The 25172-nt window shown below is 47.5% G+C and carries 23 protein-coding genes and 1 other annotated feature; of the genes, 2 read left to right on the forward strand and 21 right to left on the reverse strand.

The features are described 5' to 3' along the window. Positions 1 to 288: 288 nt before the first annotated feature. The 8 genes from WH46_RS12650 to WH46_RS12685 form a co-directional block, all read right to left on the reverse strand. A complete protein-coding gene (locus tag WH46_RS12650; protein WP_046226897.1) occupies positions 289 to 789 on the reverse strand; it encodes a deoxycytidylate deaminase in 501 nt (166 codons plus the stop codon). Between the two features lie 22 nt (positions 790 to 811). Next, a complete protein-coding gene (locus WH46_RS23385) occupies positions 812 to 1507 on the reverse strand; it encodes a ComEA family DNA-binding protein (protein ID WP_231584328.1) in 696 nt (231 codons plus the stop codon). A gap of 184 nt (positions 1508 to 1691) precedes the next feature. Next, a complete protein-coding gene (leuS, locus tag WH46_RS12660; RefSeq protein ID WP_046226898.1) occupies positions 1692 to 4133 on the reverse strand; it encodes a leucine--tRNA ligase in 2442 nt (813 codons plus the stop codon). Positions 4134 to 4270: 137 nt separating this feature from the next. Further along, positions 4271 to 4540 (reverse strand) — a binding site (T-box leader). A 138-nt stretch (positions 4541 to 4678) separates the two neighbouring features. Continuing rightward, positions 4679 to 5581 carry a DUF4097 family beta strand repeat-containing protein gene (locus WH46_RS12665; RefSeq protein WP_046226899.1) on the reverse strand — a complete coding sequence of 301 codons (903 nt, stop codon included), beginning with the start codon at positions 5579 to 5581 and terminating at the stop codon, positions 4679 to 4681. A 41-nt stretch (positions 5582 to 5622) separates the two neighbouring features. Continuing rightward, positions 5623 to 6315: an ABC transporter permease gene (locus WH46_RS12670; protein WP_046226900.1), complete on the reverse strand. Its 693-nt coding sequence runs from the start codon at positions 6313 to 6315 to the stop codon at positions 5623 to 5625. Then, complete coding sequence (locus WH46_RS12675; RefSeq protein WP_046226901.1) at positions 6308 to 7231, reverse strand: ABC transporter ATP-binding protein; 924 nt, start codon at positions 7229 to 7231, stop codon at positions 6308 to 6310. The genes WH46_RS12670 and WH46_RS12675 overlap by 8 nt, the downstream gene beginning before the upstream one ends. A gap of 137 nt (positions 7232 to 7368) precedes the next feature. After that, positions 7369 to 8307, reverse strand: coding sequence for a sensor histidine kinase (locus WH46_RS12680; RefSeq protein WP_046226902.1), 939 nt, complete (start codon positions 8305 to 8307; stop codon positions 7369 to 7371). Continuing rightward, positions 8308 to 9009: a response regulator transcription factor gene (locus WH46_RS12685; protein WP_046226903.1), complete on the reverse strand. Its 702-nt coding sequence runs from the start codon at positions 9007 to 9009 to the stop codon at positions 8308 to 8310. 278 nt (positions 9010 to 9287) lie between these two features. Here WH46_RS12685 and WH46_RS12690 point away from each other — a divergent pair, with 278 nt between their 5' ends. Next, positions 9288 to 11363 carry a molybdopterin-dependent oxidoreductase gene (locus WH46_RS12690; protein ID WP_046226904.1) on the forward strand — a complete coding sequence of 692 codons (2076 nt, stop codon included), beginning with the start codon at positions 9288 to 9290 and terminating at the stop codon, positions 11361 to 11363. A gap of 113 nt (positions 11364 to 11476) precedes the next feature. Here the strand turns inward: WH46_RS12690 and WH46_RS12695 are convergent, their stop codons facing one another. The 13 genes from WH46_RS12695 to WH46_RS12755 form a co-directional block, all read right to left on the reverse strand. Then, positions 11477 to 12589 (reverse strand): GGDEF domain-containing protein, encoded by a 1113-nt coding sequence (locus WH46_RS12695; protein WP_052714215.1) that lies wholly within the window; start codon positions 12587 to 12589, stop codon positions 11477 to 11479. A gap of 228 nt (positions 12590 to 12817) precedes the next feature. Continuing rightward, positions 12818 to 13549 (reverse strand): class I SAM-dependent DNA methyltransferase, encoded by a 732-nt coding sequence (locus tag WH46_RS12700; RefSeq protein ID WP_046227259.1) that lies wholly within the window; start codon positions 13547 to 13549, stop codon positions 12818 to 12820. Between the two features lie 165 nt (positions 13550 to 13714). Continuing rightward, a complete protein-coding gene (locus WH46_RS12705; protein WP_017811876.1) occupies positions 13715 to 14632 on the reverse strand; it encodes a CvfB family protein in 918 nt (305 codons plus the stop codon). Further along, the gene (rsfS, locus tag WH46_RS12710; RefSeq protein ID WP_017811877.1) at positions 14629 to 14976 is read right to left on the reverse strand and encodes a ribosome silencing factor; all 348 of its coding nucleotides are present in this window, start codon (positions 14974 to 14976) and stop codon (positions 14629 to 14631) included. Before rsfS ends, WH46_RS12705 begins: the two co-directional genes overlap by 4 nt. Further along, positions 14977 to 15561, reverse strand: a complete 585-nt coding sequence (gene yqeK / locus WH46_RS12715) for a bis(5'-nucleosyl)-tetraphosphatase (symmetrical) YqeK (protein ID WP_017811878.1) — start codon at positions 15559 to 15561, stop codon at positions 14977 to 14979. Next, positions 15542 to 16135 carry a nicotinate-nucleotide adenylyltransferase gene (gene nadD, locus WH46_RS12720; protein WP_017811879.1) on the reverse strand — a complete coding sequence of 198 codons (594 nt, stop codon included), beginning with the start codon at positions 16133 to 16135 and terminating at the stop codon, positions 15542 to 15544. Before nadD ends, yqeK begins: the two co-directional genes overlap by 20 nt. A 48-nt stretch (positions 16136 to 16183) precedes the next feature. Further along, positions 16184 to 16480, reverse strand: a complete 297-nt coding sequence (yhbY, locus tag WH46_RS12725) for a ribosome assembly RNA-binding protein YhbY (RefSeq protein WP_017811880.1) — start codon at positions 16478 to 16480, stop codon at positions 16184 to 16186. 21 nt (positions 16481 to 16501) lie between these two features. Beyond that, the gene (gene aroE / locus WH46_RS12730; RefSeq protein ID WP_046226905.1) at positions 16502 to 17374 is read right to left on the reverse strand and encodes a shikimate dehydrogenase; all 873 of its coding nucleotides are present in this window, start codon (positions 17372 to 17374) and stop codon (positions 16502 to 16504) included. A gap of 31 nt (positions 17375 to 17405) precedes the next feature. Further along, positions 17406 to 18533 (reverse strand): ribosome biogenesis GTPase YqeH, encoded by a 1128-nt coding sequence (gene yqeH / locus WH46_RS12735; protein WP_046226906.1) that lies wholly within the window; start codon positions 18531 to 18533, stop codon positions 17406 to 17408. Continuing rightward, entirely contained in the window at positions 18530 to 19057 is a 528-nt protein-coding gene (locus WH46_RS12740; protein WP_017811883.1) for a YqeG family HAD IIIA-type phosphatase, read from the reverse strand. The genes yqeH and WH46_RS12740 overlap by 4 nt, the downstream gene beginning before the upstream one ends. A gap of 197 nt (positions 19058 to 19254) precedes the next feature. Beyond that, entirely contained in the window at positions 19255 to 21474 is a 2220-nt protein-coding gene (locus WH46_RS12745) for a DUF4129 domain-containing transglutaminase family protein (protein ID WP_046226907.1), read from the reverse strand. Further along, complete coding sequence (locus WH46_RS12750; RefSeq protein ID WP_046226908.1) at positions 21471 to 22727, reverse strand: DUF58 domain-containing protein; 1257 nt, start codon at positions 22725 to 22727, stop codon at positions 21471 to 21473. Before WH46_RS12750 ends, WH46_RS12745 begins: the two co-directional genes overlap by 4 nt. Positions 22728 to 22731: 4 nt before the next feature. Further along, on the reverse strand, positions 22732 to 23691 hold the full coding sequence (locus tag WH46_RS12755) for an AAA family ATPase (protein WP_017811886.1): 960 nt from the start codon (positions 23689 to 23691) through the stop codon (positions 22732 to 22734). Positions 23692 to 23972: 281 nt separating this feature from the next. Here WH46_RS12755 and WH46_RS12760 point away from each other — a divergent pair, with 281 nt between their 5' ends. Beyond that, the gene (locus WH46_RS12760) at positions 23973 to 25046 is read left to right on the forward strand and encodes a M42 family metallopeptidase (RefSeq protein WP_046226909.1); all 1074 of its coding nucleotides are present in this window, start codon (positions 23973 to 23975) and stop codon (positions 25044 to 25046) included. Positions 25047 to 25172 lie beyond the last annotated feature (126 nt).

Genomic DNA, 25172 nt, shown 5'->3' on the forward strand with positions numbered 1-25172 from the left:
GATCGTTCTTGATACCATCCCATCACACAGAGAGAATAATGGTATAGAAGCAGAGGTATGGGAGAATCCTTTATAATCATCAACTTCACCTGCATAAACATATATCAGCAAGATTTGAGGTATATTCTCCAAATAACAGCACAAAAAAAGAACCATTATCTTCTCTTCAGGATGTCGGACATCCGGAGGATCGAATAATGGTTCTTCCATTATGTTCTACTTCGTATTCTCTTGTGCGATGAGAGATAACAGACAGTGCTTGTATGCATGGCAAATCATGTTATTCCATTAATCAATAACTACAGTCTGCTGCGGAGGCTCATAAGCCTGCAGCTGACGAAATACGATTCCTTTCTGACGCATCATTTCATGTACTTTACGGGTGTCCTTGGGATAGGCGCGGTGATAGACCACCTCGATAATCCCGCTGTTGGCCAGCATATTGGCACATGTCCAGCACGGCTCATCCGTTACATATACTGTCGAGCCCTCCCGGTCTGCGCGGTCGGTAAACAGCAGCAGATTCTGCTCGGCATGAATGGTACGAATGCAGCGCTGCTTTTTGACCATGGTCTCTATGCCACCGGATATGACCAGTTCCACTTCTTCGGAAATCATACAGCCTGCTTCCGAGCAGTCCGGCACACCCATCGGTGCTCCATTATACGCAGTACCGAGCAGCTTTTTGCCCTGTACAAGTACAGATCCCACGTGACGGCGCGGACAGCGTGAACGTGTGGATACCATATGCGCAATATCCATAAAGTACGTATCCCAGTCTTTACGCATCCTGGTCTTCCTCCTTAACCATCTAAAGCCTTGCGTATGGCAGCAGTTTGGCAAGCATCTTGCTGCCGATCCCTTTGACATTGTCCAGTTCGCTTACACTTCGAAAAGGACCGTGTGCATTACGGTAATCGATAATAGCCTGTGCCTTCTTTTCGCCGATTCCGGGCAGTTCAGTAAGTTCGGTTAAGCCTGCCTGGTTGATGCTAATTCTGCCGGATGTATCTTCTGCCAGGTTAGCGCTGGCGGGAGATTCGACAGCAGAACCCGATCGGGAGCTTGTCTCACCTGAACGGCGTGCTGTACCGGTAACGGACGAATCAGTGCCGTTCCCTGCTTCTGCAGACGACCCTGCTGAAGCAGCAGCTGTACCGGTCGGTGAACCGGATACGACTGCTTGTTGATCCTTGCTCTTCAGCGAAGCCTCCGATTGTTCTGAAGTCTGATTGGCTGAGGAAGACAGCTGATCGGCGGGAATTGATGACACTGCCGGCGGGGCACTGACTGGCTGCGGAGCAGCAGCTCCAGCATTGGGCAGCGCATTCGCAGCAGGTTTCTTTGCCTGATCAGCCGGCGGATTCTCGGTGAGTGAAGCTGATGCTCGTTCGTTCAGCACCACCCACGAAGTTCCCTGATCGTCCGGCTGTCCTGCTCCAAAGCAGATCAGACCGATTCCAAGTACAGCCGACACGGCTGCTATCCACATCATATTACGTTTCATACCTGCACCTCTGTTTGTCGGGACCCGGTTCATTACCGGGTATCCCGGTAATTGGTCTCCCATCGCATAGGAGGTAATACTTATTAAATGTTAACTATTCGATAGATATTCGATTAAACATAAATTGCTGGCATCTGTATGGCTAACCGTTAGGCTTGTTTTTTTATGACAAAGAAATGCTTAATCAGTTGGCTACAATGTTAACCAGTTTGCCCGGTACTGCAATAACTTTGCGAACCGTTTTGCCTTCGATCGCCTGTTTGACCGCATCGAGGGACATCGCAAATTCTTCCATTGCTTTGGCGTCCATATCTTTGGCTACATTAACACGCTGTACAATTTTGCCGGTAATCTGGATAACAATTTCTACTTCGGATTCGGTTGTCCAGGCTTCATCGTACTTCGGCCACTCTACATAGGTGATTCCGCCGCTATGACCCAGGCGGGACCACAATTCTTCGGCAATATGAGGAGCCAGAGGAGACAGCAGCTGGAGGAAGTTCTCCATCGCCTCACGAGGCAGCTCATCCGTTTTGTAAGCTTCGTTGATAAAGATCATCAGCTGGCTGATCGCCGTATTGAAGCGCAGATTTTCCATATCTTCGGTTACTTTTTTGATCGTTTTGTGCCAGGTACGTTTGAAGTTGTCATCGCTACCGTTGTCGACAATCTTGGAGCTGATGCCACCTTCTTCATTGATAAACAAACGCCATACACGTGCCAGGAAGCGGTGCATACCTTCGACACCATTCTCGTTCCATGGCTTGGTGGCTTCCAGTGGTCCCATGAACATCTCATACAGACGCAGCGTATCCGCACCATACTCATTCACAATATCATCCGGGTTAATGACATTACCACGGGATTTACTCATTTTCTCGTTGTTGGTACCGAGGATCATGCCCTGGTTAATCAACTTCTGGAAAGGCTCCTTGGTATTGACTACGCCGATATCGTACAGTACTTTGTGCCAGAAACGTGCATACAGCAAATGCAGTACCGCATGCTCGGCTCCGCCGATATACAGGTCAACGGGCATCCAGAAATCAAGCTTTTCCTTGGAGCACAGTTCGTCATTGTTTTTCGGATCGATATAACGCAGGTAATACCAGCAGCTCCCTGCCCATTGTGGCATCGTGTTGGTCTCGCGGCGTGCTTTCATGCCTGTTTCCGGATCGATGGTGTTGACCCAATCGGTTGCATTGGCCAGTGGTGATTCTCCTGTACCGGATGGCTTGATTTCTTCCAGATCCGGCAACAACAGCGGCAAGCTGTCTTCAGGTACCGGCTTGATCGTGCCATCTTCCAGATGCAGGATTGGAATTGGCTCACCCCAGTAACGCTGACGGCTGAACAGCCAGTCACGCAGACGGTAGGTCGTTTTGCCTTCGCCTTTGCCGTTTTCTTCCAGCCATTGAATCATGGTAGAGATTGCTTCTTCCATCTGCATACCGTTCAACATAGCGGAATTCACGTGCTCGCCTTCGCCGGTGTAAGCTTCCTTCGTCACATCGCCGCCAGCAACCACTTCGATAATCGGCAGTTCGAACTTCTGCGCGAATTCCCAGTCACGTGTATCATGAGCCGGAACCGCCATAATTGCACCGGTACCATAGGCAGCCAGTACATAATCCGCGATCCAGATCGGCAGTTTCTCTCCATTAGCCGGATTCACTGCGTAAGCGCCTGTGAATACACCGCTCTTGTCTTTGTTCAGATCCGTACGTTCCAGGTCACTCTTGTGAGAAGCTTTCTCCTGATACGCTTTGACTGCATCCTGCTGGTCAGCCGTTGTAATCTTCTCTACCAGCGGGTGTTCAGGTGCCAGTACACAGTAAGTAGCTCCGAACAGGGTGTCCGGACGAGTGGTGAAGACGCGAATCTCTTCTTCTGTACCATCTACCTGGAAAGTAACTTCTGCACCTTTGGATTTGCCGATCCAGTTGCGCTGCATATCCTTGATGCTTTCTGCCCAGTCCAGCTCATCCAGATCTTCCAGCAGACGATCTGCATATTCGGTAATCTTCAGCATCCATTGACGCATCGGACGACGAATAACCGGATGACCGCCGCGCTCGCTCTTGCCATCGATAACTTCTTCATTCGCCAGTACCGTACCCAGTGCCGGACACCAGTTTACCGGAATCTCGGCGATATAAGCCAGGCCCTTGTTATACAGCTGGATAAAGATCCACTGGGTCCATTTGTAATAATCCGGATCGGTTGTACTGATCTCGCGATCCCAGTCATAGGAGAAACCAAGGGACTTGATCTGACGGCGGAAATTATTAATATTCTGAATGGTAAATTCACGCGGGTGACCGCCATTATCGATCGCATACTGCTCGGCCGGCAGACCGAATGCATCCCAGCCCATCGGATGCAGCACATTGTAGCCCTGCATACGCTTGTAGCGAGAAACGATATCTGTCGCTGTGTAGCCTTCCGGGTGACCTACGTGCAGACCGGCGCCGGATGGATAAGGAAACATGTCCATCGCGTAAAACTTCGGTTTGCCCGGCTCCTCGGTTGTTTTGAATGTTTTGTTCTCATCCCAATAGCCTTGCCATTTGGGTTCCAATTCCTGCGGACGATATCCCGGCTGGGACGTGTGTACTTCTGTCATATTATTTCCTCCTCTTAGTAAGTATGGTTGTTCCGGTAATGCCATTATCCATATGCTGCGCTTTGTTCTCCATCCGGACGACACAGCTTCTATGTCCGAAAGCAACAAAAAACCTCCCGTCCCCAGCGTATATTATCGCTAGGGACGAGAGGTTGAATCTCGCGGTACCACCCTAGTTAGCGAACAGGTATGCTTCACCATTCACTCACTTAGTTGCCTGATAACGGTAGGAAGCCGATGTGTTTCAGAATTGGTTATATTCATCCAAATGAATATTCGGATCAACCCCATGATTCCTGACACATATCTCCAAGGCGAGTTCACACCAGCATCATATCGGCTTGCACCAGCCGCCGACTCTCTATGTAATGCTTGCTGATATTACTATTCCTTTTCACTGAGCATTAAGTATGGACCAGTCAGCAGATGCTGTCCGGTTGTAACAATGGTTTTATTGTAAAAAAGTTAGCCGGTAAAGTCAATGAAAGAAATATCCGGTGGTCAAAAAAAGAAAACCTGCTGCATAATCGTTAAGCAGATGTACACTATAATTGGCTCATCCTCATATCACCGGAACTGGTACTTACCGTAATCTGCTGCCGAACTGTGCCAGTCCCTATCACACCCCGTATATGGTGCTCGGAGTTCTCCTTGAACGTCATTTTGTTCATCTGGATATCTGCTGTTCCCGAGCTGCTTGTAAATAGCAGCTGCAATGAATTACTGGCAGATCTAATCTCGGCGTTCACATCACCACTTGAAGTAGTCAGCTGCACATCCGATACCGGTTGACCTTCAATATATTCGATTTCACCGGATGAAGTTGTCATCTGTGTACGCTGGCCGGATAACTGCACTGAGCGAATCGTCCCGCTGGTCGTTTCCCATGCGGCCGCTGCGATATCATTATCCTTTGCTGTAATGTTGCCGCTGGTAGTCTGGAAAAGAGCCGTGCCCGCAATTTGTAATCCGGAGATCTGCTGCTCTCCGGAACTGGACTCCGTCGTTATCTTGTTAGCCGACACATCATGAAGGTTGATTTGACCCGATGAAGTTATGACTGTAATCTCGTTCCATATTTTGGATGGAACTTTTATTTTCAGTTTTAGATTATCGAGAGGATCCAATTGAATACCCAGTCTATTATTTTGTGTATCCATCTGGATATTCATAACGCCCTGTTCCGGTACCATTGTGAATGAATATTTTTCTTTGGAATTGGCATATATACTGCCATCCAGCGTAGCGGTAATCTGATCCTGTTCTCCAGGCAGCAGTTCGACATCAGGAGCAGAGGTATGGATCATCAGACTATGAACAGAAGTAGAAGGCATGGATTTCTGTTCATGAATACTTATCTTTTGATTAAAATGAGTGTAGCCCCAATAGCCGATAACGAATACGGCTACTATGATTATAGTAATACCTGTAAATAACGAACGTTTCATTCCAGTACTCTCCTCGCCAATTGGCTTGATGGTTATGAATATTACACAATGTCTTTGGTCTCTACATTGCGAATGGATAGATAGGCAGACAGCAGCCCTACAGCAGCCAGACTCACCGGGACAGCTGTGATAGAGAACATGGAGAAATCATTACTTGTGGCACTCGTAACACCAACAATCAATACTGCGGATACAAGTGTAGCCGGTACCGATTTGCGGTGCATTCCGATATATAACGGAATCAGACCAATACCGGCAGAAGCCAGCGCACTAATCAGTATATTCCGCAAGTTATGCATAAATATACCAAGCGTCATCGGTTCAGCCAAAAAATGAAGCATCTGGTTCATCAGATAAAAAAATCCGCCCAGCATCAGATTCGACAAAAAGATTGTAGCAAACGTGAATATCATGATTAACAGTACCTTGGCAATCATCAGCTTCTGTCTTTTGATCGGATACATAAACAGCACAGAGATCGACCCGGTCTTGTATTCTTCCAAAAACAGTTTTGCGATCAATACTGCAGCAAATACAGTGAAAGTTGCCCGTACTACACTATCAATAATCAGAAATGCCATATCATAGCTCTCAAAAGGAATCCGACTGCTTCTGGTCTCCATTACATAGATCAATATCAGAAGTGCCAAAAAGCAGAGATTCGCAATCAGTACGCCCTTTATGTAACGCCACAATTGATATTTTTTAATTTCAAGGCGGATTAATTTAAGCATGTTGTAATCCCCTATCCAGCAGATGGATAAAATAATCTTCCAGCGAAAGGCTTTTTTTCTTTATTTCCTCGATATGAATACCATACAGAATGAATTGTTTGGCAATTTCCGTTTGTGGTAGAGACAACGTATAGATGCGTATCCAGCCACCATCTATCACCCTGAAATTATCGATACACAGGATTTCCTCCAGTATATACACTGCTTTTTGTACATCATCGCTCCGAATTTCGATATATTCGGTATAACGCTCATGAATCTCTTTTACAGTAATTTCTTCTATCAGCTGGCCCTGGTTGATTACACCGATCGTATCGGCGATCTGTTCTACTTCACTCAGAATATGACTGGAAATGATCATGGTCATCCGGTACTCATGACACAGCGTCTGAAACAGACCACGCAGCTCTTTGATACCGATAGGATCAAGCCCGTTAATCGGCTCATCCAGAATCAGCAGCTCCGGCTTGGTAATAATGGCACGAGCAATCCCAAGACGCTGACGCATGCCCAGCGAGAAACTTTTGACCGGTTTGTTATTGACTGCCTGCAAATTCACAAGTGTGAGTGTTTCTTCTATCGCCAGATGGTCATAATAGCCGGCATATTCGCAGTGCAGCTGCAAATTCTCACGTGCGCTCAATTTTTCATAAAACACGGGAAACTCGATTATACTGCCGATTCTTTTCAGCATCTCATAGGAATGCTCGGTTACTGTCTCGCCGAATATCTCGATTTCGCCACTGGATGGCTTGATCAGATTGGTCATCATTTTCATGACTGTTGTTTTGCCTGCACCGTTGGGTCCGAGCAAACCGTAGATCTCTCCTTTTTGGACATTCATATTCAAATTGGAGACTACTGCATGACCATCATAGCTTTTACTTAACTGATATGTTTTGATCAGATACGTCAATGGATTTACCTCCTCCATGTAATGGATGACTGATACTTTGACTTTACAGGAGTGAAATTGCTTTTTTATTAATCAACCCTTACTTATTTCTTAATTTCCTGATTCGCTGTATACCACGAAGCTGTTACCCGTCTATATTACAAATGACATTTGAGCAGCACAGTAAATACGGTCTTTTCATCAGGCTTACTGATGACCGAAATATCACCGCCCATTTTCTCTACAAGCCGTTTGGTAATGGTCAGTCCCAGTCCACTTCCCTGGTACAGTCGATTTCGGGAATCTTCCAGCGTATACATTCGCTCAAAGATACGATCCTGATGTTTCTCGCCGATTCCTTTGCCTTTATCCCATACATCGATGCCTATATGCTGATCATTATGCCGATACACCGATAGTCCAAGTACATGTCCGTCACTTCCGTATTGAATCGCATTGGATAGCAGGTTATTCAGGATACGGTGCAGTTCCTCTTCGTTACCATATGCCATAAGAGGTTGATCTTCTGGAATATCAATCACTACTTCTATCTCCTGCGCCGTCAGAATATCGTAAAAGCCTAATATATTGGCTTTGCAAATTTCACTGACATCGATTTGGGAAATCTCAATCTCGTGATCGCCGGATTCCAGTTTGACTAGATCAAAAAACTTGTTCATTAGATGAAGCACTTCTATTGTTTTGTGGTGAACTTTGGCAAGCAAAACATCCACTTCGGCTCGGGTGAGATCGGGGTCATTCAATATGATTTCCAGATAACCAAGCACTACTGTCAGTGGGGTACGCAGATCATGAGATATATTGGAGAGCATTTTGCGGATAGATATTTCCATTTGATAATAAGAGGCGGTTGTCTTGCGGTTGTGATCCAGCAGTCGATTCATTTCAGTAAGCAGTGCTTTCAAATGAACATCCTCGGTCTGCAGCAGTAATTTCTCGTCGGTATGCTGATCGGTAATTGCTTTTAATTTGGTATATGCATATAGAAGATTGGCCTGCTGCTGTCTATAACGATGCTGCTGGAACACAACGAGCAGCAAAAGCATAACAATAATAATTGTCCCAATGATATTCATCTAGAACTCTCCCAGCTTGTAGCCGATTCCCCATAACGTCTGGATATATTTAGGGGTAGACGGATCATCTTCAATCTTCTCGCGTAGTCTTCTCATATGTACGTTAATCACATTGGTGTCGCCGTAGTAATCTTCTTGCCAGACCAGATGATATAGTTGGGCTTTGGTAAATACTTTTTTCGGATGGGTCATGAATAGTTGCAGAATCCGAAATTCTTTGGCAGTTAGTTTGATTTCGTTCTCATTTTTGTAGACTGTATAATTATTCGTATTCAGATTGAGTTCACCAATATGTATTTTGTCTTGATTCTCGGCAGGAGTTACCGGAGCAGAATACTGCTGCGCACGGCGGATATTGGCTTTGACTCTGGCTGTCAGTTCAATCATGGAAAATGGCTTGGATAGATAATCATCTGCTCCAAATCCCAGACCAAGAGCCTTATCCAGATCTCCATCTTTGGCAGACATAATCAATACAGGCACAGTACTTTGCGCCCGGATAATTTTTAGAATTTCAATTCCATCCAGTTTCGGAAGCATCAAATCAAGCAAAATCATATCAAATGACTTTTCCGAAAATGCTTCAAGGGCCTGTTCTCCGTCATAAACACAGCTCATATCAAATCCTTCTTTGATCAACTGCGTCTGAATCAATTCACTGATCGATACATCATCTTCTATTAATAAAATTCGATTCTTCACCGCTGTCCCTCCCTGCTTTCAGTGTACACATTATTCTACGTCAGTTTGTATTAATTTTACAATTTTATTATGGATTACTATCTATTGGCATGATTAATTCAATAATGGGATTGTGCAATTATAATGGACAAGCTATGATATGTAGCAGTATAATCCTGACTAATTCTGTCGACTTATAACATTTTTATATTTTCATGTGCACTTGTCAGTGCAATGGTAGTAGATAAATATCTCTGCATACCTTATAAAGAACCCCCTATCGAAAGGAGCAGTGATTCATGTCTGCTTATATTCAACAACCGGATGGCATCTTCAAAACGGTCTGCTCGCTGGACTGTCCGGATCAGTGTGGACTGCTCGTTCACAAGCAAAATGGCAAAATCACCAAAATCGCCGGCGATCCCGAACATCCGGTAACCCGTGGCAATATATGCAATAAAGTACGACATATGGCTGAACGGATCTATGATGAGCAGCGTCTTACCCAGCCGCTCAAACGTGTAGGTCCCAAAGGTAGTCGCCAGTTTGAACCGATTACCTGGGATGAGGCAATCGAGACCATTACTTCACACTGGAAAAGCTTGATCACCGAGCATGGACCGGAGAGCATTCTGCCATATAGTTTTTACGGCAACATGGGCAATATTAACGCGGAAGGCATGGATCGCCGGTTCTTCTATCGCTTGGGAGCCAGTCAGATTGAGCGGACGATCTGTACAGCTGCTGGAGGTGCCGGTTTTAAATATACGATGGGAGGCAGTATCGGAACCGATCCAGAAGATACGGTGCATACCCGGCTGTTTATCCTGTGGGGCATCAATGCAGTCAGTACCAATATGCACCAGATCACACTCGCCCAGCAGGCACGCAAACAGGGTGCCAAAATCGTTGTCATCGATGTACACCGTAATCAGACCGGCCGGATGGCAGACTGGTTTATCCCGATACTACCCGGAACGGATACAGCACTGGCACTTGGCCTGATGCATATATTATTTGCAGAGAATCGGGTGGATGAACATTTCCTGCATAATTATACAGTTGGTCATGAAGAACTGCGTGAGCATGTGCAATCGTATGATCCGGTGACTGTATCCGGAATTACAGGCGTTCCTGTGGATGATATTTACAAACTGGCACGAATGTACAGCGAAACTTCGCCGGCCATGATTCGTATCGGCAATGGATTACAGCATCATGACAATGGCGGCATGAATACCCGTGCCATTACCTGTCTGTCCGTATTGACCGGACAATGGCTGGTACGCGGCGGTGGAGCCATTCGTTCCAACTCTGCTTATCTGGCTCATAATGCAGCAGCCCTGCAACGTCCGGATCTGCTGCAAAACCGGAATACGCGCTCCTTTAACATGAATCAGCTGGGCCGGGCACTAACCGACACGCAGCCGCCTGTTCATTCCCTTTATGTATACAGCTGCAATCCGGCTGTCGTAGCGCCACGCGCTGCACAGGTGCGTCAAGGGCTGGAACGGGAAGATCTCTTTACAGTAGTGCATGATCTGTTTTTGACAGAGACAGCAGCTTATGCCGATATTATACTGCCTGCTACCTCTTCGTTCGAGAATCTGGACTTCTATACGTCTTACTGGCACCACTACATGCAGCTTGGACAGCCGATTATCGAAGCGTACGGACAGAGCAAGTCCAATACCGAAGTATTTCGTCTGCTGGCAGCAGCAATGGGATTTGAAGAAACCGAGCTGCAGGATAGCGATGAACAGATGATCCGCCAGGCTCTGGATCATCCGGCTAACCCGTATTTACAGGGGATTCATTATGATGCACTGCAGGACCATCATTATATCAAGGCAAACCGCTCGGCGATCTATCCGGAACGTCTGGAGACACCAAGTGGCAAAGTAGAACTCTACTCCAGTACCATGGCCCAAATAGGATTGCCACCACTGCCTACGTATATTCCGCTTCAGGAACAGGATCGCCATAATTATATTTTTGTACCGGGACCAACGCATAACTTCCTGAACTCTACCTTCTCGAATAATGCCAAACATGCCGGTATGGAAAAAATGCCGCGACTGTTTTTGAATACGGCTGATGCCGAAAATGAAGGAATTATGGATGGTGATACCGTTATTGTGTCCAACCAGTATGGCTCCTGTGAATTAATTGCCGCTGTAGGAGAGACCGTACTGCCTGGCGTGGTCGTCAGTCAAGGATTATGGGCGGATACTTCCGATCATCAGCCTGCTCATCTGGTCAATGCGCTGACTCCGGATCGTCTGTCCGATATGGGCGGTGGTGCGACCTTCTTCTCAGGCAGAGTTGATTTGCAGAAAAAACAACTTCCAGTTCCACTGGAATCGATTATCTAGATGGCCATTGCTCCTTTCCATGTATTCGTTATGTATCATAAATAAAAGTACAATCATCAAAAAGGCTGTCTCTCCTGTAAGCATCAGGAGTGGACAGCCTTTTTAATAATTATCTATTCTTCTACTGAGCGAACTGCCAGTTCAACCCGATTGCGTCCATTCCCCTTCGCTTCATATAGCGCCCGGTCAGCCTCACGGAACAATCGGGTAGGATCGGTTAATGGATAGCAGCTGACTCCAAGCGAGATGGTCAGATGAATATCCTTACCTTCCTCCAGTACAAAAGTATGCTGTGCCATGGCAGCCCGAATCTGCTCGGCGAGATCCAGTGCCTCCTGTTCATTACAGTCCTTCAGGATAATTGCAAACTCTTCTCCGCCTTTACGGGCGCAGTAATCTCCTGCACGAATCGTTCGTCCGATCACCTCGGCTACCTGAACCAATACCGTATCTCCATTCAGATGTCCGTAATTATCATTAATTTTTTTGAAAAAATCGATATCTACTACTACCAATGCAAAGGATTGCTGCTGCTCCTTGGCTTCTTCAATCGTCTGCCGGAACAGACGGTCAAAAGCACGCGGATTGTAGAGTTTGGTCAAAAAGTCATGATTGGCCGCTTGCCGGGTTTTCATCAATGTATCATCCGCTCGCTGAATATAGCGGATAATATAATAAGCGAACAGACCGGCACAAATATACAGCAGTCCAAACAACAGATTCATCATAATATGTTCTATCGCCTGCAAAATGGTGACGGCAACAATATAGACGAGCAATGTAGCGATGATCGCTCTGAACCATACTTTTAGCGATACTTCGCGCTGCTTGCGCATACACAATGAAGTTACTACATAGGTGAACATGGCATTGCCAAAGCCGATCCAGGAACTGAATTGCAAAGGCTCACCACTGAACAGACGATATATCCCTATAATTACTGCCGAAATCAGACCACTCCATGATCCTCCATAATAAAAGGAAATCATAATAGCCAATTGACGGAAATCCACCATAACCGTGTTGGTTCCTTCATTCAAGCGTATAGAGAAAAAGCTCATCATACAAATCCCGATGAGTCCTGCAAACAACCCGGCAAGCAGTGGAACCAGCCATTTCACTTTATATAATTTCTGCTCAATAAATTTCAAAAAAAGATTGCCAAAAAAAAGTACAGTCGTCAAAAAGGTAAGATTGTTCAACAGTGTCTGAGTAATCGTCTGCATCTCTCGTCCCCATCATCGTAGCATTGAATTTACCGGATTATTTGCTTGTTGTAGGATTCTATCTAATATGTTTATTATACACAATTCATGCTTCGACAAATATCATCATTTTTCTCAATTTGTCAGCTGCTCTAATATGTAATGAATTCCGCTATCAAAATAAAAAAAGCTCCTATAATTCAGGAGCTTCATACTTACGTATTATCCCATTATTCTATCACAATCCGATTACTTTACCGCAACAAAAAATAAACGGGCTGCATCATCGCCTGCTTCTACCCATTCAAAGTCGGCATAGCATTTCACATCGCGGAATCCTGCTTTGTACAGCTCGGTAGTCAGCCACTTCTGTTCATACGAACGCTGAATATGCACTTCTTCAAAACGCTCATAGAGAGACTGACTATCCTCACTAACCCGGGCAAAAATAGTCAAATGATGCTCAATCTCTGTGCGTGCCCCATTATACTCACAAGTCCATAAATAAGAGATCGACCGGTCATCCAGCATAAATGGTTGCTCTTCATCATAACGACGCAGCGTATTCGGATGATGCACATCAAAAATAAAAGTACCACCTGGCTTGAGACCATTATAGGTCGACTGGAACGTATGAATCACATCTTCCGGTTCGGTCAGATAATTGAGACAGTCACAAAAAGAAATAACACTGTCTACGAGCTCCGGCATTTGCCAACTCGTCATATTCTGGCAAATCCACTGTACACTGCCATCCTGAAACAATCGGTGTCCCTGCGGGGTCGATTCCATTTTGTCACGGGCAACCGACAGCATGTCCGAGGACAAATCAATCCCTGTCATCCGAAAGCCGGAATTCACCAGTGGAATCGTAATACTGCCTGTACCACAGCCCAGCTCCGCTACCGTACGCGGCATTCCATAGCGATCCCAGGCCTCACGTACAAAACGAAGCCAGTCCGGATAAGGCATATCTTCCATCAATTCATCATATACATAGGCAAACTTACGGTATGGCACTAATTTAACCGTCCTTCCCTGTTTTTGCACGTCCGTATTTCGGGCTGATGCAAAAACAGAAAGGCTCGAACTGCATAAGGCAGTCCTCGCCTTTCCGTCTGTATTGGAAATCATTCGTTCATTGTATTACTGGGATTCCGGCGATCCTTCAGCAGCAGGAGCATCCTTGTCCACCATACGTGTCCAGTTCTGATCCTGTACGACTACGCCTTCTTTCATCAGCTTGCCCAGAGCACGCTTGAAGGCTGCCTTACTGATCCCAAAGCGCTGCTTGATCACATCAGGCGGGGTACGATCCGAATACGGCATCGCATTGTCCGGACGATCCATCATGAAGGAGAGCAGACGCTGCGAATCTTCGTCACGTCCGATTTCCTTGCGCTGGATCATGGACAGATTGAGACGTCCGTCTTCTTCACGTACCTGGGTTACACGGACTTTGACCCGCTCACCAAGACGCAGCATCCGGCTGCGCTCGTTCTGATGAATCAGACCCAGTGCACCAAAACCGAGTACACCGCCATCTACGAGTACAAAAGTACCCATTTGCAGCGGCTTGTATACCAGTGCTTCCACCCACTCATTCATCCAGGTGGATGGTGCATGGAATACCAGCGGACTGAACTCTTCTTCACCTGCAAGACGGGCCAGCAGACGACCCTGACGATCATGCTGCATCACCACATAGACTTCGTCACCGATCTGCGGACGCAGTTCGGGCTTCTCCGGCAGTTCACTCATTGGCAGCAGCAGTTGGCGCCCCAGTCCCATTTCCAGAAATGCACCCAAACGCGGATGCAGATCGGCAATTTTGAGCTTGCCCAGTTCACCGAAGGTCAGCAGCGGCTTTTTCATGGTAGCCGCCAGGCGATCTTCGGTATCATGGAAAATAAAGACCTCTACCTGGTCGCCTACTTTTACTTTGCCGATCAATTCACTGTAGTGCATCAAGACTTCCTGTTCACCATCGAGCAGGAAGAAGCCATACGGGGATACTTCACGCCCTATGGGAAGCGTAACAATGGTTCCTGCTTCCAGGCTCATACTTTCTCCACCACTTTGGCGTCAGACCACAGACGCTCGATATTGTAATATTCACGCTCATCACGATGGAAAATGTGTACTACCACATCACCAAGGTCAATCAGTATCCAGCGTGCAGCATTTACACCTTCCATACCACGGATAACTACATCGGCGTCATGCGCGCGCTTGCGTACTTCGGATGCAATCGATTGTACCTGAGTATCGGAATTACCATGACAGATTACAAAATAGTCGGCTACCAGTGAGATTCCTCTCAGGTCCAGTGCCACCAGGTCGTGAGCTTTTATACTTTCGGCTGCGTCAATTGTCATTTGCAGCAATTGTTCCGGATTTAATGCCATTTAAAGTTCTCCCTCCAATTCAAGTTGTTTGACCAGATCATTTCTGGACAAAACGGTTAACGGGTAAATCACCTGACGCCGCGCGAGCAGCAGATTAATCGTGGAATCAAATCCTGCAACCAGTCCGGCTTCCAGACTGGTCTCCGCCAGACGGCGAATATGATCGACTCCCGGGAAATCGCGACCAGGTTCAATATAATCCGCGAGACAGATGACCTTTTCGAGAGTCGTCATGCCTACACGGCCGGAGGTATGATAGCGGATCGCATTGAGGATCTCCGTATCCTCAATACCATATTCGGTCTCGGCGACATAAGCACCGATCTCCGAATGCCATAGCGGCTTGTCGTATAACAGCAGTTCATCATTGAGCGCCTTGTCGCGAAGCAGCTGCTCCTGACGGTCACTCGGCCAGTATTTGGCTACATCATGCAGAATAGCGGCAATATCAGCCTTGTCGGGATCGGCTCCATAACGCCGGGCGAGCACAACAGCAGACTGCATGACACCCTCGGTATGGCGCCAGCGTTTTTCCGGCATTTGAGAGGAGACGGATTGAATGAGTTCAGCGCGTGTCAGATTCATAGATGCCACTCCTCTTGATATATTCATACACATGATCGTGCACCATATAACGAATTGTTTTTCCGGCAGCGAGACGTTCACGGATGTCTGTGGAAGAGATATCCACCTGTGGCATATTGACCAGTATCACCCGCGGCTGCAGATAGGCAGGCATCGTCTCTGTATGAATAACCGAACCCGGGCGTCCCACGCCGACAAATGTCAGACGTTCGGCCAGTTCTTCGATACCATGCCATTCGGTCAGCGAATTCACCATGTCCGCTCCGATAATAAAGTAGAATTCGTGCTGGTCATATCGCTCCTGCAGCGCACGAATGGTCTCAATCGTATAGGATATACCACCGCGCACCAGCTCGATATCCAGCGTACGGAATGCCGGATTGGTGCCAATTGCCTGCTCTACCATTTCCAGACGCTGTTCACCGCTCACGCCGGCCGCATGCTTGTGCGGCGGAACATGTGACGGCATAAACCAGACTTCATCCAGTCCGCAGCCTTCCAGCGCAGCCTCTGCGGCCAGCATATGCCCGATATGCACAGGATCGAATGTACCTCCCATAATACCGACTTTCATGAACCCACCACCGAATCATTTTTTATTCCTGCAGACCGGCTACCTGTATTAACCTCTTGGCAGTTCGATTTGCTTGTGATCTTTGGACTCTTTGTACAGAATGATCGTACGACCGATTACCTGTACCAGTTCTGCACCTGCACCTTCAGCCAGCTGCTCTGCCAGATCTTTTGGCTCTTCCAGGCAGTTGTTGAGTACAGATACCTTCATCAGTTCGCGCGTCTCGATCGCATCAACTACGTGACGAACGATTCCTTCATTCATACCGGCTTTGCCGATTTGGAAAATCGGATCGAGATGGTGCGCCTGACTGCGCAAAAAACGTTTTTGTTTTCCAGTTAACATTGAATATCCCCTTAATTATAATTAATGATTTTCATGGTTCAGAGCTTCCAGCACCGCACTGTGCATCAGTGAGACCGGTGCATCCTGACCTGTCCAGTATTCATACGCATACGCGCCCTGATAGATGAACATGCCCAAGCCGCCTACCGTACGACAGCCCCGGATACGTGCTTCACGCAATAGACGCGTCTCCATCGGATTGTAAATGAGGTCACTGACAATAATGCCTTCTGGAATCTGCTCGGCTGCCACAGGCGTCTCGTCCACATTCGGATGCATTCCGATCGAGGTCGTATTAATGAGTATATCGGTCTGCGGCAGATACTGCTTCAGCTCTTCATACGTGGCTGTCTGCATTGCTGCACCGGATGTATTCAGCTCCTCGATCAATTGCACAGCTTTATCGACTGTACGATTGATGATCGTAATCCCGGCTACTTTTTCCTTGAGCAGCGCGTAGATAATTCCCCGGGCTGCTCCGCCCGCACCGAGAACGGTAACCTGCTTGCCAGTCAGCTCGCCCGCTTCTTCGCGAAGAGAGCGTACATAGCCGATACCGTCGGTATTGTAGCCTTTCATGCGACCATCACGAATAACCACCGTATTCACCGCACCGCAGCTGATGGCCGATTCATCCAGCTCATCAAGCAGCTTCATGATTTCTACTTTGTGTGGAATCGTAACGTTAAAGCCTGCAAACCCAAGCGCTTTGGCACCAGTGACCGCCTCGGCCAGATGATCGGGCTTTACATGGAGCGGTACATACATTCCAGGCAGTCCAGCTGCTTCGAGCGCAATATTATGCATAACCGGAGACATGGAATGACCGATTGGGTCACCCATAACTCCAAGCAGCAGAGCATTTGATTTATTTTCCTGATTCCGGTCAGTCATTATTCTCATCCTCCTCATAACTTAGAGATGATCAGATCAGCGACGGACGCATCATCACTTTTACGCCTTTTGGCAGGTGTACAGCGACCAGCGCACCTTCCGTACTGTTGGCTTTGATCCAGCCCAGTCCGGAGATAAAGATATCTGTCGGTTTGCCTTTTGGAATACGCAATTCGTGGCGTGTCCATGCCGGCAGCTTGTCCAGATCCGCTTTGACCGGCGGAGCCAGCATAACCCCTGCATGATTGGCGAACAGCTCGTCTGCACGTTCCAGCTTGGTCCGGTGGATTTTGAGACGATTATTTAAATAGAAGGTAAAGGACTGATGCCCTCCCTGCACAAAGTCAAATCGTGCCATAGCACCGAAGAACAGCGATTGCCCTTCATTCAATTGATATACGAGCGGCTTGAGCGGTTTGTCCGGCATAATCGCTGCCAGATCCTGCTTGGTTACCAGCTCGGTATAACGGGATTCATATACAATTCCCGGTGTATCAATAATATAATGGCCATCATCCAGCGGAATATTTACCGTATCCAGTGTAGTACCCGGATAACGGGAAGTGGTCAACTCTTCTTCCAGATCACTATAATCGGAGATCAGACGGTTAATCAGTGTCGATTTGCCAACATTGGTTGCTCCGACTACGTACACATCACGGTTACCACGCATCGAACCGACAATATCCAGTAGACGGTCAAAGCCGGTATTCTGCTTGGCACTGCACAGTACGATATCTTCTACTTTGAGTCCGAGCTCCTTGGCTTCCTTCTGAACCCAGTTACGGATTTTGTTCCAGTTGGTTACTTTGGGCAGCAGATCCGTTTTGTTCACAGCGAGTACTACCGGGTTATTGCCTACAAAGCGCTGTAATCCCGAGATGACACTGCCATGAAAATCGAACAGGTCGACAATATGGATTACCAGAGCATCCTGTTCCCCTACTTGACCAAGCAGACGTAAGAATTCACTCTGATCTACCGTTACTGTCGACGATTCATTGTAGTTGCGTATACGGAAACAGCGCTGACACAGCAGTGGTGTCCGTTCAAGCGCCTGTGCCGGTATATAGCCCGGATGATCCGGGGATTCGGTCTGCAGCACAATACCGCAGCCGCTGCATTTGGTTCCAGCGGTTAATCCGCTCAATTCTGTCATTTATTGCGTTCCTCCTCAGACCATAAGCCTTTTTTGCGAAGTCTTGTTCTTGCCAGCCGTTCCACCTGACGATTAAACCGGGTTCGCCAGCCCTCTTCATTGAGAGCGATAGGCAGCACCAGAACTGTGAATAAGCCCAGACGATTCCCTCCATACACATCCGTCAACAGCTGATCCCCCACAACGATCGTCTGATCATCGCGGCAGTTCATCAATTTCATCGCCTTCCGGAAAGGGGCATTGGACGGCTTACGTGCTGCATGCACGAACTTAATATCCAGCGGAGTCGCAAACAGGGACACCCTGTCCATTTTGTTATTGGATACAATAATCAGTTCAAATCCGTACTTTTTTACTTTGGCGAACCATTCTATCAGTTCAGGCGTAGCTGCAGGTGATTTGGCACCAACCAGTGTATTATCAAGGTCTGTAATGATCCCCCGATACCCCTGGGCGTACAGCTTTTCCAGATTAATATCAAATACAGTGTTTACACGTAATTTAGGAATGAGCAATTCAAACAAGCTTTATTCACCTCGATTTCATACGACAAACTATATCATAAATTTAACCACTCTGACAAAAAGAAACGCCGCTATGCGGCGTTATTTTGAACTTCATGGTATTTTTTTGATCGGGATACTCTGGCTCTTTTGTGACCATAATACAATAAAGGATAATACTCTATCGAGATCGTCCAATACGCACTTTATTCATTATACTACTTTGCGGCAGATTTGCGCCATAACTTTCGTAAATCCTGTACATACTGTTTCATGGATACCCATTCGTCCTCGGTGACAACTTCCGGACTATACTTCGCCCGTTCGAACAGAGCCAGCATCTTATCCAGTACTCCGCCCAGCTCGGGACGCATTTCCCGCCACCTGCTTACGGATTCTCTCAGCGTCTCATGGGATTGACGGTCCATGCCATGCCGCTTCATCCAGCTCAGCCAGCGCTTGGATTCCTCCATGACTTTTTGCTGTGGTGTCATCGGTTCTCCATAGCGTATACGCATGTATGCAGCTTTGAGTTGGCGGCGATAACGATACAGCATAAATCCCGCCCAGGCAACGATCAGAACCAATGCGCTCCAGATAATCGCAGGATGCACAGTATAATCAGAAGCTTGTACCGGTGTCTTGGTATCTTTTGCTTCCGGCTGCTGCGTTTCTGCTTCCGGCTCCGGTGTATCCGGAGTTGCTGCAGGTGTCTGTACATTCTCAGTCAGCAGCGGCATATCAAATCCTGGTGTTGCTTCGACCGGAATCCAGCCATAACCGGCAAAATAAATTTCTGCCCAGGAATGAGCATCTGCATTGGTTACGGTATATTCCGTTGCACCGTCCGGGAAATAGTCATTGGTGACATAACCGGATGCCTGACCAGGAGCATAACCTTTTACCCAGCGTGCCGGAATATCCAGCGAACGTGCCATCATAACCATAGCGGTGGAATAATAATCACAATATCCTTCTTTGATCTCAAACAAAAAGCTATCGACAAAGTCGCTGCTTTTTTTACGGGACAAATCGGGATTGTTGGTATAGGCATAATTGTTTTGCAAATACTGCTGCAGCAGTTCGATCTTGCGATAAGGCGTCTCTGCCGAAGCCGTTACTTCCTTCGCCAGATCTTTGACCCGTTTGGGGAAATCTGATGGAACCTGCAAATACGGCTCCAGTGATTTGCCTTCATACAGCTGATTATAGGTTTCATTTTCAAGCTTGGTTATCGGAACAACCGGTACTCGGGAGACGAGCGAATAGGATTCGGGATACTGGCGATTCTGCCGGGTCTGGCTCCAGTGAACTTCCCCATTGTTACTGCGCCAGTCCAGTTGGCTCGTATCGTCCCCACCATTCACATCTTCGATACGGGCAATCGTATAAGCACCGAATAGCACCGGATATGTCGTCTTATTGTCGGACAGCATTTTGACCTGCTGTTTGACTGTACGCTTCTCTACATCCGAACTTTCATCCAGGGACAGATTGTCGCCAGCTTCTACCGGGTCCAGTTCCCTCCAGCCATTACTGGAACGGTCAATCCAGCCTGTACCCGAATAAGCCAGTCGGGTCTCCCCGCGCCAGTAACTACGGCTAGTAGTGTTTACTGTCATTACCGGCGTATAGTCAAAGTTGAATCCGCCACCCAGATTGGAGTCTTCTCGGCTGTAACCGGACGAAGCACCCTGACCATTCAGCGGACTGGATCCATTGATCGTAATTACCGACTCTCCGCGCCAATTTTTCCAGGCGGTATATGGATCTTTGAGTGTCGGTTGAATCTCCGGCATATTGATTCCGGCGAGCAGTACAATCGAAAAAATCACCGCAATATTGAATATAATTTTTAGCGGGTATCTACGAAGATGCTTCCAGCCCTTGGGGAATCTTTCCTGAAAATAACGGAAATGATTACTAACAAGCCAGCCCATTCCAGCAAATACGACCCATGCCACTTCCTGCCATAATGTTGCCGAAGTAAAAGAATCCAGTACCGCGAGCGCCAGAATATTCGTACCAACGAACATAATAATCGCCCGGCGCGACGTACCAATACGCGCGGACACCTCTAGCAACACCCAGGCCGAGATGACAAACCATACATACGACCGAAGCGTCTCAATGAATAGCTCCAGATTCGAAGTAAAAGACTCGCCCGGCTGCCAGAAAAAGATCCCGTTATAATCAAGAGCATAATAGACGACCACAATCACAGCGACCAGCTTGATCAGCAGTCGGTACCAGGCATTCACCGGCAGTATAATATCTATAACCGCAACAGCAGCCATCGTTCCGAGTACAAGCAGCGTCGTCTCGGTATACCAGATGTCTGCTGCATATTGAATCCATTGATAAGCAATAATCATTACCCACAGCAGACACAGTGAGTAATACCAGGAGCTTCGAATACCGCTCCACCATTTCATCATAGGGTTCTACCTCCTAAAACCAGCGGTAGCTGATCCAGCGAATTCAGCGTATAGCTGGACATTCCCCGTACAGGATCAACCGTATTCTCCTGTCCATTTCCCTGTTGATCCGGGCTCTCAATACGGATCTGTACCGGATTCATCTGACGCAGTCTTGCAAACTGGAACGCTTCCCAGGCTTTATCTCCCTGGAGCGGGCTGATCAGAACAAAGAGCGAACCTGCAGGGAACAGACGTGCATCCTTTTCCAGTTTGTGCAGCATCTCTCCACGTCCATCCGACATAATATCGACCAGATGTACCTGCATCCGGTGCCAGTCGGAAGCGTGATCCGTCGGCAGGAATGAATAATTTTCTTCACCGATTGTAAAGAGTCCCATTCCCATACGCTCACGCATACCATATTCCAGCATCGAAGAAGCGACCGAGACAGCCAATTCAAACTGGGTACCCGACTCGTAATGTTCAGCCATGCCATCCAGTACCAGCACCGTCTTCGGCAATGCCTCGTGCTCGAACTCCTTGGATTTCCAGATGCCGGTACGTGCTGTGGCATTCCAGTGAATACGGGAAATACGGTCACCATATACGTAGTCGCGTACGCCATTAATCTGATTCGTCTCTGGCCGGGACATCAGCTGCGATGTCTGCTGTCCGCCAAGACGGGAGTGTCTTGAACCCATTTCCCAGTAAGGCACAAAAACCGTTCGTGGCAGCACAAGAAACTCTCCTGGTGCATTGAACTTGCCTCTGTTCTCCAATAATCCAAAAATATCTTCACTGATACATTCCGTTTCATAAAAACGATAACGTCCACGTTCCAGCGGCGGCGTCTGGAACAGCAGCTCTCCCTTGCCACGCATACTCGGAATCAGACTCTCCTCAAAAGACCAGGATTCGCCGTTATGGCGTTTGAGTGTCTCGCGAACAATCACATAAGGCAGTGGCAGGAATCCCGGAATCGTTACATTCAGGCGAACTTGTACCTGATCACCTGCATGAATAATTTCGCTATGATCACCGCCGATAGACAAATGACGGCTGCCCCGCGCGCGTCCCACGCCGCGAAAGCCTCCGCCAATCAGATACAGAGACAGCAGTGTCACCATGGAAAATAACATGACCGACGTTTTGCCACCCTGAAAAAGCATATACAATAGACAACCGATCCATACCAGCACAACAAGCCATAATTTGGACGGCTGGTGCTGGCGCTGCAGGTTGAGCCGCAAATATGAAAATAATGCTCTCATGATATTATGGCCCCACCGATACGGGAGCCGGGATCTGCTCCAGAATCTGATGCATAATCCGGTCTGCGCCCATCCGCTCCATCCGGGCTTCCGGACGAGGCAGAATACGGTGACCGATAATATAAGGTGCTAGACGCTTTACATCATCAGGCAGCACAAAATCGCGTTCATGAATAAAAGCATAGGCTTTGACAGCCATCATAAAGGACAGTGTAGCACGCGGACTTGCTCCCAGCAGCACGGAACGATGTTCCCGTGTAGCACGGATAATTCGTACCAGATAATCGCTGACGGATTCGTCCATATGCACTCCCCGAATATCATGCTGGATATCGGCAATACTCTGCATATCGGTTACAGGCTCCAGACGATCCACTGGCTGGCCTGCAGCTCCCTGCTGAAGCAGCAGATTTTTCTCGGTCTGCTCATCTGGGTAGCCAATCGTAATCTTCATCATAAACCGATCCAGCTGCGCCTCGGGCAGCATATAGGTTCCTTCAAAATCAATCGGGTTCTGGGTCGCACACAGCATAAATGGATGCGGCAGCGGATGCGTCTCTCCATCTACCGTAACATTGCGTTCTTCCATAACTTCCAGCAGCGCTGATTGAGTCTTGGTTGTAGCGCGGTTGATCTCATCGGCAAGCAGGATATTGGTCATTACCGGACCCGGCCGGAAATAAAACTGCTCATCGCGTGGATGGAAAATAGATACGCCGGTAATATCACTCGGCAGTAAATCCGGATTACACTGAATCCGTCGGTATTGACCGCTCATTGATTTTGCGAGCGCCTTGATCATTTGCGTCTTGCCTGTACCGGGAACATCCTCAATCAGGACATGTCCACCTGCGAGCAGAGCAGTCAGCAGAAGCTCTATTTCAAAAGACTTGCCAAGTATGCATGATTCCAGGTTGGATCTTACAGCTGCGATAACGTGCATCGATTCCTTACGTGCCGGCATATATTAAAAACCTCCTACATCAGGTTCATAGATTCAAAAGCACCAGTTAGCAGATTCGACAAAATCCATTTTCTGCTGCTGGATTATTTTTACTATATAAGAATATTTCATAACAGAAATACTGGTATACCATATATTGTACATGAAGGATAGGATAGAGTCACTTTTGGATGAAATAAAAATGGTTACATGTACCAAAAGGTTATGGAGATGGTTGGACATTTTTCGACAGTGCCTTCATACTGATATGAGCCAAATCATGCTAAGGAGTGAACAATCGAATGGATCAACACACACTTCAGATGTTTAAACAATTAACTGAATTCCCTGCCGTTTCCGGCTTTGAGCGGGAACTGCGTCAGCTGGTCAAGGAAAAGATGTCTGCGTATACCAATGAATTTGTACAGGATCGGCTGGGAAGTTTGTTCGGTGTGCTGCGCGGTGAAGAAAGCGGCCCAAAAATGATGGTAGCTGGACATTTTGATGAAGTAGGATTTATGGTGACAGGCATTACGGAGCAGGGTCTTGTACTGTTCCAGCCTTTGGGCGGCTGGTTTAGCCAGGTCGTGCTGGCACAGCGGCTGCATATTATTACTGACGATGGACCGATTACAGGAGTGGTCGGCTCTACGCCTACCCATCTGCTCAGTCCAGAACAGCGTAACAAACCGGTAGACATCCGCAGCATGTATATTGATATTGGTGCAGATGACCGGTCAGAAGCTGAATCGCTCGGTATCCGTCCCGGTCTACAGATCGTCCCGGTCTGCGAGTTCACTCCACTGGCCAATCCCAAGAAAATTATGGCCAAAGCCTGGGATAACCGCTACGGGGTAGGTCTCGCGATTGAACTGCTGCAGGCACTTCATGGTGAAACACTCGGGGGTACCGTCTATTCCGGCGCTACCGTGCAGGAAGAACTCGGACTTCGCGGCGCCCGCACTGCTGCACAAATGATCCAGCCGGATCTTTTCTTCGGACTGGACTGCAGCGCTGCCAATGATATGACCGGAGACCGCAATGCCTTCGGCCACATCGGCAAAGGCGCATTGCTGCGTATCTATGATCCGACCATGTTTACCCACCGCGGAATGGTAGAATATATTCAGGATACAGCCAGCGCCCATCATATCCCGGTACAGTACTTTGTATCCCAGGGCGGAACAGATGCAGGCGCTGTTCATCTGAATGGCATCGGCGTTCCTTCGACCGTTATCGGTATTTGTGCCCGCTATATCCATACATCTTCTTCCATTATTCATACCGATGATTATGATGCAGCCAAAGAACTGCTGATTCGTCTTGTGAAAGGTATGAATGCATCCACTTACCAGACTCTGCTGGATCGCGCTTAATCTTGAAACGTTTGAACTGCTGTGCCTTTTCGGTACAGCAGCTTTTTTTATATCTACTGCAGGATATATGGATCCGGCAGTCTTTTAAATATCGAATCCATACCTGTTTCCACATACTTCTATGCC

Origin of the sequence: Paenibacillus dauci (genome assembly GCF_000971985.1) — a bacterium.
Classification (GTDB): Bacteria; Bacillota; Bacilli; order Paenibacillales; family Paenibacillaceae; genus Saccharibacillus; species Saccharibacillus dauci.